We start from the raw sequence: 12422 nt of genomic DNA, 5'->3' as shown, positions 1-12422 counted from the left end.
ACGCGGGCCGCAGTCCGGCGCGATGCCGGTCACGCCGCGTCCACCTCGTTCCGGCGCGATGCCCGCGGTGCCGAGGCCGCCGCAATCGGGGCCGATCCCAGCCGCGCAACGCCCACCCCAACCGGGCCCGATCCCGGCCGCCGCGCCGGAATCCGATCGGGTGCCGCCGCCGCGCTACGCCCCGCCGCAGCCGCAGCAGTTCCCGCCACCGCCCCGGCAGCGGCCCGCCGCTCCGGTCCGGCATGAGCCCGCCGAACCGGATCGCCCCCGGACCAGGGAGTGGGCCGCCGCGACCCGCACCGCCGAGCCGCCGAAGGCGGAGGATGCGAAGCAGAGTGCGAGTTCCCGGCTGCTCAGCGACTCGGGATCGATCGCGTTCGCGACGCTGATCAGTCGGATCACCGGCTTCGGTAAGCAGTTGATGCTGCTGACCGTGCTCGGCCCAGCGATCGCCAGTGCGTTCACCGTCGCCAGCCAGATTCCGAACATGATCGCCGAGCTGGTGCTCGGCGCGGTGCTCACCGCGATCGTGGTGCCCACGCTGGTGCGCGCGGAGCAGGAGGACCCCGATCGCGGAGCGGCGTTCGTCCGGCGTCTGGTGACCGCGGCTTTCGTGGTCCTGGCCACCGCGGCGCTGCTGGCGACGGCCGCGGCGCCGGTGCTGACCACGCACGTCTTCCTGTCCGACGACGGCCAGGTCAATACCGCGCTCACCACGGCGCTGGCTTTCCTGCTGTTGCCCGCCATCCTGTTCTACGGCATGTCGGCGCTGCTCACGGCGATCCTGAACACCCGGCAGATGTTCAAGCCCGGCGCGTGGGCTCCGGTGCTGAACAATCTGGTCGTCCTGACCGTGCTGGGCTTGTACGTCCTGATGCCAGGGGAGATCACGCTCGACCCGGTCCGGATGAGCGACCCGAAACTCCTGGTGCTCGGGGTCGGCGTCACGATCGGCGTGGTGGTGCAGGCGGTCAGCCTCGTTCCGGCGATCCGCAGGGCGGGCATCGACCTGCGCCCGCTCTGGGGGATCGACGCCCGGCTCAAGCAGTTCGGCGGCATGGGCGCGGCCATCATCCTGTACGTGCTGATCAGCCAGGCGGGTTTCGTCTTCGCCACGCGGATCTCCTCGCATGCCGACGCGGCGGGTCCGGCGATCTACAACAACGCGTGGCTGCTGCTGCAACTGCCCTACGGCGTGCTCGGTGTCACCGTGCTCACCGCGATCATGCCGCGGCTGAGCCGCAACGCCGCCGCCGATGACACTCCCGCGGTGGTCGACGATCTCTCCGCCGCCACCCGGTTGACCATGATCGCGCTGGTCCCGGTGGTCACCTTCCTCACGCTGGCCGGTCCGCAGGTCGGGCAGGCGCTGTACGGCTACGGCAACTTCGGCTCCGACGCCGAACGTCTCGGGCTCGCGGTCAGCTGGTCGGCGTTCGCGCTGATCCCGTACTCGCTCGTGCTGATCCACCTGCGGGTGTTCTACGCCAGGGAGCAGGCGTGGATCCCGACCTGGATCATCCTCGGCATCACCGCCGCCAAGATCGTCTTCTCGGCGCTGGCTCCGGTGCTCACCGACGCCGAGCACGTGGTGATCGCGCTCGGCGTCGCGAACGGGCTCGGCTTCGCGGTCGGTGCCGTGGTGGGCGGTTACCTGCTGCACCGCAGTCTGGGTGATCTCCGGATGGCCAATGTCGGCCGCACGGTGACGCGTGTCGTACTTGCGTCGCTCGCGGGCGGCGCCGTGATGTGGATCGTGGACCGGGTACTCGGACTGGATCGCCTGACCGAGTCCTTCCACGGACCGGGTTCGCTGATCCGGGTGGCGATCACCGCGATCGTCATGTTCGCGGTGGCGTTCGGCTTGATGCGACTCGCCGGTATCCCGGAGATCGTCGCGATCACCGTGGCCATCTCCCGGCGCCTCGGCTGGACCCCGCCTGCCCCGGATCTCGACCTGGAGAGCCCGGTCGAAGATCCCTACGTCACGCAGGTACTGCGCAGGCCCGACTCGTATCTGGACTACCCGCGGTTCGATCCGTACATGGATGCCCAGACCATGGTGCTGCCTGTGATCAGACCTGATGCCGTTGACCGCACCGGCATGGGTGAGTTCCCGTACCCTGTTCGGCAGAGAAGCACAAGTGGCGAATTCGCCGGAACCTCGACATACCAGGGCGAAGGAGGACCGAGGGTGAGCGACGACGCGGTGGGCGGCGTCCCAGCCGCCGATTCTTCTGCGACCACGCCCGGCGGACTGTTCACCGATGTACCGCCGACCGCGGGGGAGCCGTTGGATCCCGCGTACGCGAACACGGAATCGGGCACGGCTCCGCCGGATCAGGCCGCGGCGAGACCGCAGGACAACCAGCTGCCGCCACGCGATCCGATGTACGACACCGGGATGATTCCCATCGGCTCGCCGGAGATGCCGCCGATGGGCGGCGAGAACCTGGGCGCCCGGCGGATTCCGCGCGGCCCCAAGCTGATACCGGGCGCTTCGGTGGCCGGTGGGCGCTACCGCCTGCTGGCCGGTCACGGCGGGGCCCGCGGTCTGAAGTTCTGGCAGGCGCTGGATATCAAACTCGATCGCGAGGTCGCGCTGACCTTCGTCGACGCCGACCAGAAGGCGACCGAGAACTCCGGTCAGGACGGCCCGCAGGCGATCCTGTCCCGGACACTGCGCCTCGGCCGGATCAACTCGCCGGGCCTCGCCCGGGTTCTGGACGTCGTGCGTGGCAGCTCCGGCGGCATCGTGGTGGCGGAGTGGACGCCGGGCCGGTCGCTGCGCGAAATGGCCGAGACGGTGCCGTCGCCGATCGGTGCGGCGCGCGCCATCCGCGCACTCGCCTCGGCGGCCGAGCTGGCCCACCGCGGCGGCGGATCGCTGTCCATCGACCATCCCGACCGGGTGCGCATCAGTGCCTCCGGTGACGCGGTGCTCGCCTTCCCTGGCACGCTGTCGGACTCCGACGCGCAGTCCGACGTGCGCGGCCTCGGCGCCATGCTCTACGCGCTGATCACCGCCCGCTGGCCGATCCGCTCCGGCGGTGTCACCGGCAGCGCGGCGACGGTGGGCGGGCTGCGGCTGGCCGACTTCGGCCCGGACGGCACGCCGGTGGAGCCGAGGCAGATCCGTCCGGAGGTACCGTTCGAGATCTCCGCGGTCGCCGTGCGCTCGCTGGAGTCGAACAAGGGCGTGCGCACCGCCGCCACGGTCCAGCACGTGCTGGAGCAGGCGTCGGTGGTCGATCAGAAGACCGACTTCATCCCGGTGCTCCGGCTCGGCCAGCGGCCGCCCGCGAACATGGACGACTCGCTCGCCGATCCGGAACTGCTGGCGGCCGAACGCGAACGCTCCCAGCGCATGATGTGGATCATGGTCGGCCTCGGCATCCTCGCCGCGCTGGTGGTCGGCATCGTGATCTGGTGGATGGTCAGTGTGTTCGCGCCCAGCGCGTCGGACGCGCCGCTGAACGAACAGCGCAATATCGGCCTGACCACGAACAACCAGCCCGTGCCGACACCGGCGGCCGCGGGTCCGAACCTCACGACGACCGGTGTGCCGGTCCCGGTGACCGGTGTGTCGGTGTTCTCGCCGGAGGGCACCGCCGACGGCGTGGCCAACGTCCAGGCGGTGCTGGACAACGATCCGGGCACCCAGTGGCGCACCGATCAGTACTTCCAGCAGTTCCCGGCGCTCAAGAAGGGGGTCGGGCTGCTTGCGACGCTGCCCGCCCCCGCCAAGCTCACGAACGTCTCGATCAACTCGCCGAGTGCGGGCACGTCGGTAGAGATCCGCACTTCACCCACCGGCTCGCCGACGCTGGATCAGACCCAGCTGATCGGCTCCGCCCGGCTGGACGACGGCGTCACCGACATCCCCGTGCGCGCCGACCAGGCCGCCCGCTATGTTCTCGTCTGGATCACCGGACTGGGCAACTCCGGAGGACAGTTCCAGACCGCTATCGCCGATATTCGTCTCGACGCCGCGCCCTAGGCCCCGGCTCCCCTACGCCCGCCCCTCCTGCGTGCGGGCCGTTCCCAGTGCGACGCTGAGCGACGCGCATTCCGCCGGACCCGGCCTCGAAGCCGGTTGCTGCCAAATCGTTACGGACGCTATGATCTTCGGGCGCTCTCAGCAGGGGAGCTTCCCAGGTTCCGGCGTTTTCGATCCTGGATGCTTGCGATATCTCGGTGATGGCCGAACCGTGCCCGTTGCCGCCGTGAGAGCTGTCCAAGGGGTTGGCTTTTGTCGTCCGAAGTGAACGAGGAGTTTGGCGGGGGGACGTCGCGACCGGTGATGTGTCATGAGCGTTCGTTCGCACCCGACGAGTACACCGATGTCGAGCTGTTGCGGGCGCATGTCCGCGGTCAGCGGCACGCGTTCGCCGAGTTGCTGCGCAGGCACAACGATCATCTCTGGCAGACCGCGCTGCGCACGTCCTACACGCGCGAGGACGCGGCCGATTCGCTGCAGGACGCGCTGTTGTCGGCGCATCGTACGGCTGCCTCGTTCCGCGCGGAGTCGGAGGTGCGCAGCTGGCTGCACGCGATCGTGGTGAACTCCTGTCTGGACCGGATCCGGCGCAACAAGACCAGGCGCGCGTTGTCGCTCACACCGGAAACGATGCCCGAGCCCAAATACGAGCGCGACGAGATGGCCGAGGTGGAGATGTCGATGGTGGTCGACCGCGCGCTGTTCTCGTTGCCGCCGGATCAGCGGACCGCGCTCGTGGCGGTCGATGTGGAGGGGTATAGCGTGGCCGAGGCGGCCGCCTTGCTCGGTGTGCCCGAGGGAACGATCAAGAGCCGATGCGCCCGCGCACGGCAGCGGTTGAAAGAGCGATTGGATTTTCTGCGTGATCCGGGGAACCGGAAGTAGTTGGGATGCGTCATTAACAGTGACGAACCACTGAACGATCCACAGGCAGTCCCCGTCGGCGAGGGGATACCCGCGATGTCAGATGCGAACAACGGAGGTGCGATGGCGACCGGGTCCGTGCCGCTGCCCCCGTTCACATCCGAATTGCTGGCTGACCTGCACGCCGACAATGTGACGCCGGAGCAGCGCGAGCAGTTGTGGCCCGTGGTCTCGCGCGATCCGGAAGCTGTGCGTTACCTGCGCTCACTCGACGAGGTCAGCGCCGAGTTGCGCGCCCTCGGCCGGGATGAGCGCATCGTCCATTCGATGCCCGAGGACGTGGCGGCCCGGCTCGCGCTGTTCGTCGACGCGCTGGAACCGCCCGAGGACGAATCGGCGGGGGATGCCGCGGTTCACCAGCTGCCGCGCCCGGCGGCGGATGAATCCGACCGTGCGGCAGAGCGTTCCGCGGCTGCGCCGATCGCTCTCGACGAGCGTCGCCACGGCAGGTTGCGCTGGTTGGCCGCAGCGGCTGCGACGATCGTCACCGTGGCGTGCGCCGGTGTGTTCGTCTCGACCATGCGCGACGAGGACGCCCCCGCGCCCACCGCACAGCCCACCACCGGCCCCGACGATCTGGGCGAGGACCTCACCGCCACAGCCGCCCTCAGTGCGCTGGGGCGCCACAGCGTCACCGGCTCGCTGGCAGGCCCGGGCGCACTCGAGCGTTGTGTCCTGGCGAACGGACTCGACCGTACGGTGCTCGGTTCCACCGACATCAGGTTCCAGGGCAGCAACGCGGTGCTCATCCTGCTCAACGGCCCGCGCCCGCCCAAGATCACCGCGTTGGTGGTCGGAACCGGTTGCGGTACAGGTGATCCACAGCGCAGGGCACTGCGGGACATCGGCTGACGGTGCGACCTGGGCCACGTGCACGGTGTGACCCCGGCGACGCGGGAACAACAGCCATTACCCTGTTGTTGACCGACACGTCCGAAACGAATCTTCCCGGAAGGGCCCCATGAGCGAGCGTAGCGAGCGAACGAGCGACACCGGCACGCCAGTTCGCGACCTGATCATCGTCGGCTCCGGACCGGCAGGCTACACCGCCGCCGTCTACGCGGGCCGCGCCGAGCTCCAGCCGCTGCAGTTCGAGGGGACCCAGTTCGGTGGTGCGCTGATGACCACCACCGAGGTCGAGAACTTCCCCGGCTTCCGCGAGGGCATCATGGGCCCGGATCTCATGGAGGAGATGCGCGAGCAGGCCAAACGGTTCGGCGCGGAGATCCGCACCGAGGACGTGGACGCCATCGACCTGACCGGACCGATCAAGAAGGTCGTCGTCGGCGGCGAGACGTTCGAGGCATACGCCGTCATCCTCGCCATGGGCTCGGCCGCGCGCTACCTGAACGTTCCGGGTGAGCAGCGGTTGCTCGGCCGCGGCGTCAGCGCTTGCGCCACCTGCGACGGCTTCTTCTTCAAGGGCCAGGACATCGTGGTGGTCGGCGGCGGCGACTCGGCGATGGAGGAGGCGACCTTCCTCACGAAGTTCGCCTCCAGCGTCACCATCGTGCATCGCCGCGAGGAATTCCGTGCCTCCCGCATCATGCTGGAGCGCGCGAAGGCGAACCCGAAGATCAAGTTCGTGCTCAACGCCGCAGTGGTCGAGGTGCACGGTGAGACCAGCGTCACCCACCTGACCTTGCGCGACACCCGCACCGGCGAGACCTCCGAGCTGCCCGCCACCGGCCTGTTCGTCGCGATCGGCCACGACCCGCGCAGCGAGCTCGTCAAGGGCCAGGTAGCCCTGGACGACGAGGGATACGTGCTGGTCCAGCACCCGACGACCGCGACCGACATCCCGGGCGTCTTCGCCGCGGGCGATCTGGTCGACCACACCTACCGCCAGGCGATCACCGCCGCGGGCACCGGTTGCCGAGCGGCCATCGACGCCGAGCGCTGGTTGGCCGAGCAGGGCGACATCACCTCGAACACCCTCGAGCACGCGGGTGAGTCGGTGGCCGTCCCCGCCAACTGACTTCGCGCCGTCCGTGCTGCTGATCCTCCGTCTCGCTGTATCGCAAGGAGAACATCTATGTCCAAGTCCGCCAACACGGTCGTCGTCACCGACGCGTCCTTCGCCGACGACGTACTGCTGAGTGAGAAGCCCGTCCTCGTCGATTTCTGGGCCGACTGGTGCGGGCCGTGCAAGATGGTCGCACCTGTCCTGGAGGAAATCGCGGGCGCGCACGCGGACAAGCTCACCGTCGCGAAGCTCGACGTGGATGCCAACCCCAGCACGGCCCGCGATTATCAGATCCTCTCGCTGCCCACTATGATGCTGTTCCGCGGTGGTAAGCCGGTCAAGCAGATCGTCGGAGCGAAGGGCAAAGCGGCTCTTCTGCGCGAACTCGAAGACGTCATCTGACGACGCGACCCCACGACGCGCCGTAGGATGCCTGGACCCGGGATTGTCGAAACCCGGTCCGGGTCTGAGACAATCGACCGACGCTCCGGTCGTGCGAAGGTGTATCCCATCGCATGGGTGGGTACCCGCGGGTTGACGGAAGGAAAGGGCTCTCACGCATGCACCGACTTCGTCACGGCGATTCCGGTCCAGCCGTAGCAGAGGTTCGGAGCACCCTGGCAAGCCTCGGGTTCCTACACGCGCACGTCAGTACCGACCACGCGGACGCGCGCGAATATTGGAAAGACACCGAAGTCTCCTTCGATCACCACCTCGACTCCGCGGTTCGCGCGTTCCAGCAGCATCGCGGTCTGCTCGTCGACGGTGTGGTCGGCCCGGCCACCTACCGGGCACTGAAGGAGGCGTCCTACCGGCTCGGCGCGCGCACGCTGATCTATCAGCTGTCCGCGCCCCTGTACGGCGACGACGTGGCCACGCTCCAGCGCAGGCTGCAGGACCTCGGTTTCTACGTGCACCGCGTCGACGGCTACTTCGGTCCGCACACCCATGACGCGCTGACCGCTTTCCAGCGCGAGATCGGGCTGTCGGCCGATGGCATCTGCGGCCCCGACACGCTTCGCTCGCTCGACTTGCTCGGCGCCAGGGTGACCGGTGGCAACCCGCACCGGATCGCCGAGGAAGAGGTGGTGCACCGGGCCGGTCCTCAGCTCACCGGCAAGCGGATCGTCATCGATCCCGGTCTCGGGGGTCCGGACAAGGGGTGCGCCGTGCCCACCGAGTACGGCGACGTCTACGAATCGGAAATCCTGTGGGATCTCGCGAGCCGCCTGGAAGGGCGGATGGCGGCCACGGGGATGGAGACCTTCCTGTCTCGTCCGTGGGGCGCCAACCCCACCGATGTCGAACGCGCGGACACCTCCAACGCGTTCGACGCCGACCTGATGATCTCGCTGCGCTGTGCCACCAACCCGAGTCCGCTGGCCAACGGCGTCGCCGGTTTCTACTTCGGCAACTCGCACGGCTCGGTGTCCATGATCGGTCAGGTGCTGGCCGGCTTCATCCAGCGGGAAGTCGTCGCGCGAACCTCGTTGCAGGACTGCCGTACCCACGCGCGCACCTGGGATCTGTTGCGCCTCACCAAGATGCCCACCGTGCAGGTCGACATCGGTTACCTGACGAACGATTACGACGCCTCGGTGCTCACCAACCCGCGCATGCGCGACGTGATCGCCGAAGCCATCCTGATCTCGGTGAAGCGGCTGTACCTGCTCGGGCAGGACGACCAGCCCACCGGCACATACACTTTCGCGGAACTGCTGGCCGAAGAACTGGCCGCCGCCGACCGGATGTAGCCCCGGTCTTCTCCGCAACGCGAAGCGCCCCTTGCCTTTTCGTATCGGCAGGGGGCGCTTCGATGTCTATCTCAGCGCGCCCCGATGCGGGTCGGCGCGGTCATCGAGGCGGCCGCGAGCAGCTGGTCCAGTGCCCGTTCGACGTCTTCCTTCCAGCCGTGGTCGGAGTCGAGCTCCAACCGCAGCCGCGGGAAGCGGTGATGGGGGGCCACGATCTCGAAGCCCACGTCCTCCAGGAAGTCGGCATCGATCATGCAGCTCTCGGGCGAGCATTCGGTCGCGGCGCCCGCCGCGCTCGCGCTCTTGATCGGAGCGACGATCCGCTCCAGCAATGTCATCGAGCCGAACCGCTCGGTCAGCGCATGCGTCGGCGGTTCGGTGCGGATGCCGAATGCCTCCAGCGCGCGCACGCCGCGTCGCACCAGATCGGCTACCACAGCCTGGATCAAGCGGTGGGCAACATCGGCATCCCGGTAGGGGAATTCGGCCCGCAGCGTGGTCAGCAGGACCGCGTCCGGGCTGACCGGGGAGGTGGGGAAGAGGGTAGCCCTCGGTACCGCGCTCGGCGGTGCGTAGAGCGCACAACCGGCCACGTTGCCGTCCACGTTCGCTACCTGTCCGCACGAACCCCACTCGAGCATGACCGTGGACAGCCAGGCTTCCTTCTCGAAGACCGGATCGCTGAAATTGCGCGAATCCTCCGCCACCGCGGGGTCCATCTCCCAGAACACACAGCGGCGCGCATGCGCGGGAAGCATTTCCAGTCCGCCGAGGGTTAGTGCTGTGACGCTGGTCGACACCGCTCTGCTCAGCCTCCAGCTGTCCGATTCATCCACGCTCACGTCGCATCTAAGTTTGCTCGCCAGCAAGAATAAGCGATCAACGAGAACCCGCCTCATTCCATGTCGCTGTGCTGTTGGTCAGAAGAACTTGTGCTGCTTCGCCGGGAGGCGATGCGCGCTCCACAACCGCGCGAATCCCTGCCGTCACAGTGACGTTTCGGCCGGGCACCCGCACCTATCGAACCCACAAGTTAAATTTCGTCACTTCTGTCACACGTTGGGGGCGTTCTGCTCCATCAGGGCGACGATGCGTTCGAGGTCATCGACCGACCCGAACTCGACGACGATCTTGCCTTTGCGCTTGCCCATACTCACGAGGACCCGGGTGTCGAAGGAGCCGGACAGTCGATCGGCCACAGCTTGTAAGCCCGGCATCTCGATCGGCTTGCGTCGCGCCACGGGAGAGGGCGCGGCCGCGTCCTGCTCTCGGTTCGCCAGCATGACGGCTTCCTCGGTAGCCCGGACCGAGAGTCCCTCGGCGACGATTCGGGCGGCGAGCACCTCTTGAGCGTCCGCACCCGCTTCGAGACCGAGCAGTGCTCGCGCGTGCCCGGCGGACAGTACGCCCGCCGCGACCCGGCGCTGCACCGGGATCGGCAACTTCAGTAGACGGATCATATTCGTCACCACTGGGCGAGAGCGGCCGATTCGGGCAGCCAATTCCTCGTGGGTGACGTCGAATTCCTCGAGCAGCTGCTGGTAGGCCGCCGCCTCTTCGAGCGGATTCAGCTGCACCCGGTGGATGTTCTCCAGCAGGGCGTCGCGCAGCATCGACTCGTCCGCGGTCTCCCGGACGATCGCCGGGATGGCAGCCAGGCCGGCCTCCTGACAGGCCCGCCAGCGCCGCTCACCCATGACCAGCTGATAGCGGTCCACGCCCGGTTCGGTCCGGCGCACCACGATCGGCTGCATCAGACCGAACTCACGAATCGAATGCACCAGCTCGGCGAGTGCGTCTTCTTCGAAGACCGTGCGCGGCTGTTTCGGGTTCGGCTCGATCTGGTCCGGCGGGATCTCCCGGTAGACGGCGCCACCGGCCTCGAGTTCGGCGTTCTCGGCGGGATCGGGTACCCGATGCAGGTAGGTCGCGGGTGGCTGCGGCCCCACCGGATCCAGACCGATGACACTCGCAGCGGCGCTGCTGAGGCCCGGTGTGGCCGTCGGTGTCGTCGGGATCAGCGCGGCGAGACCGCGCCCGAGCCCACCCTTCTTCGCCTGACTCATCGGTCTACCGACCCCTTCCTCGTTCCGCCACCAAACCGGACTGTGCCGAGCGTCGACTCGGCTGACCGAGTCACTCCGCCGACTTCGCCGCGGCGGCCTGCGGGACTACCGCGCGGGCCGCCATCTCACGTCCGGCATCCAGGTAGCTCATCGCGCCCCGGGAGCCTGGATCATAATCGAGCACCGTCATGCCGTAGCCCGGCGCCTCCGACACCTTGACACTGCGCGGAATCACCGACCGCAGCACGACATCGCCGAAGTGACCGCGGACCTCCTCCGCGACCTGGTCGGCCAATTTGGTGCGGCCGTCGTACATCGTGAGGATCACGGTCGAGACGTGGAGTTCCGGATTAAGGTGCGCCTGCACCAGACCGATATTGCGGAGCAACTGGCCGACACCCTCCAGCGCGTAGTACTCGCACTGGATCGGGATCAGCACCTCCTTCGCCGCGACGAGGGCGTTCACCGTCAGCAGCCCCAGCGAAGGCGGGCAGTCGATCATCACGTAATCGATGTCGTATCCGGCGATATTCGCCTCCTGGATGGCGGCTTTCAGCCGACCTTCCCTGGCCACCATCGACACGAGTTCGATCTCGGCGCCCGCTAGGTCGATCGTCGCGGGTATGCAGAGGAGGCGGTCGCTGTGCGGACTCGTCTGGATCGCGTCCCGAACCGAGACCTCGCCGATGAGCAACTCGTAACTGGAGGGGACGCCCGAATGATGTTCGATCCCCAGGGCGGTACTGGCGTTGCCCTGTGGATCGAGATCGATCACGAGAACCGTCATCCCTTGGTGCGCCAGCGCGGCCGCCAGATTCACAGCGGTGGTCGTCTTCCCGACGCCGCCTTTCTGATTGGCGATGGTGATGATGCGTTGCTCGTGCGGTTTCGGCACAGTCACCTTTCCTGGATGGAGGACCTGACTTGCACGTTGCGCTTCGGCAGCTATCGGGGTCTCACTGGGGGAGATGTGCCCGAACGGTGTGCTTCCGAATGCTTCCGCGTCGAAATTGCTGGAGTCCAGCATCCCCGGCACGCGCGACGTCGTTTCCCGTGAAACATTCGCCGGACCGCTCGACATAGACAGCTCCTAACCCGAGAAACTTCAGGACACGCGCGCGCGACGGGACGGGTCGACGTCGTGCCTGCAATAGCCTTTGTCGGATCGAACACGATGCACAACCGGGTCCGCGGCGCCCGATCGACCGAGCGGAGCTCCTCGCCGCTGTGACAACCAGATCCCTCCGTGGCACCGACGCTCACGCCCGACGACCACTAGCTTGCCAGCACTTCGCGCTTTAAGAAAGCTGAATCGCGGCGACGCGCAAAGCGACACGCAAAACCGCACGATTTCACACCGACACGCCCGCTGTTTCACATGAAACATTGCCCGCGCACTGACGTTTCCCAGGGATCGACAGCTGCGGAGGAGGCTCGGGCAATGAGCCAGTTCCCAACAGCCAAGGCCAAACGAAGCGCCCGCAATGGGAGACAACCCGATCCTGGGCGATGCTGGGGGAGATGTCGCCGGGCCACCCGAAGCTTCTGCCTATTCCCGAGCCGTGGATGGCTCGAGCCAACTCATCCTCTTTCTCGCAGACAGTTCCGCGAGGTGATGTTTCACGTGAATCATGCAGAGTCCGGGTGCGACAGCAGGTCCCGTGCCCACAGAACCTCCGGTCCACACACCAACCTCCGGTCCACACCGAGCT

At 67.4% G+C, this 12422-nt stretch carries 9 protein-coding genes; 6 read left to right on the top strand and 3 right to left on the bottom strand.

Annotation, left to right across the window (positions count from 1 at the left end; all coding sequences use genetic code 11):
- Window positions 1-58: 58 nt before the first annotated feature.
- The 6 genes from HOV91_RS21715 to HOV91_RS21690 all read left to right on the top strand — a co-directional run bounded on the left by HOV91_RS21715 (window position 59) and on the right by HOV91_RS21690 (window position 8644).
- Window positions 59-4000: a murein biosynthesis integral membrane protein MurJ gene (locus HOV91_RS21715; RefSeq protein WP_438822684.1), complete on the top strand. Its 3942-nt coding sequence runs from the start codon at window positions 59-61 to the stop codon at window positions 3998-4000.
- A 303-nt stretch (window positions 4001-4303) separates the two neighbouring features.
- Window positions 4304-4885, top strand: coding sequence for an RNA polymerase sigma factor SigM (sigM, locus tag HOV91_RS21710; protein WP_174187241.1), 582 nt, complete (start codon window positions 4304-4306; stop codon window positions 4883-4885).
- Between the two features lie 102 nt (window positions 4886-4987).
- Window positions 4988-5776, top strand: a complete 789-nt coding sequence (locus HOV91_RS21705; protein ID WP_174187240.1) for an RsmA family anti-sigma factor — start codon at window positions 4988-4990, stop codon at window positions 5774-5776.
- Window positions 5777-5885: 109 nt separating this feature from the next.
- Entirely contained in the window at window positions 5886-6902 is a 1017-nt protein-coding gene (gene trxB, locus HOV91_RS21700; protein ID WP_174187239.1) for a thioredoxin-disulfide reductase, read from the top strand.
- Between the two features lie 57 nt (window positions 6903-6959).
- Complete coding sequence (trxA, locus tag HOV91_RS21695; protein ID WP_174187238.1) at window positions 6960-7292, top strand: thioredoxin; 333 nt, start codon at window positions 6960-6962, stop codon at window positions 7290-7292.
- Window positions 7293-7450: 158 nt separating this feature from the next.
- A complete protein-coding gene (locus HOV91_RS21690; RefSeq protein ID WP_174187237.1) occupies window positions 7451-8644 on the top strand; it encodes an N-acetylmuramoyl-L-alanine amidase in 1194 nt (397 codons plus the stop codon).
- A 71-nt stretch (window positions 8645-8715) separates the two neighbouring features.
- Here the strand turns inward: HOV91_RS21690 and HOV91_RS21685 are convergent, their stop codons facing one another.
- From HOV91_RS21685 to HOV91_RS21675, 3 genes are all read right to left on the bottom strand, one after another.
- The gene (locus HOV91_RS21685) at window positions 8716-9444 is read right to left on the bottom strand and encodes a GNAT family N-acetyltransferase (protein WP_174187247.1); all 729 of its coding nucleotides are present in this window, start codon (window positions 9442-9444) and stop codon (window positions 8716-8718) included.
- 252 nt (window positions 9445-9696) lie between these two features.
- Window positions 9697-10710, bottom strand: a complete 1014-nt coding sequence (locus HOV91_RS21680) for a ParB/RepB/Spo0J family partition protein (protein WP_174187236.1) — start codon at window positions 10708-10710, stop codon at window positions 9697-9699.
- Between the two features lie 70 nt (window positions 10711-10780).
- Window positions 10781-11737 (bottom strand): ParA family protein, encoded by a 957-nt coding sequence (locus tag HOV91_RS21675; RefSeq protein WP_245560272.1) that lies wholly within the window; start codon window positions 11735-11737, stop codon window positions 10781-10783.
- Window positions 11738-12422 lie beyond the last annotated feature (685 nt).

Origin of the sequence: Nocardia barduliensis (assembly GCF_013315795.1) — a bacterium.
GTDB lineage: Bacteria > Actinomycetota > Actinomycetes > Mycobacteriales > Mycobacteriaceae > Nocardia > Nocardia barduliensis.
This window is presented reverse-complemented; position numbering and strand designations above follow the sequence as displayed.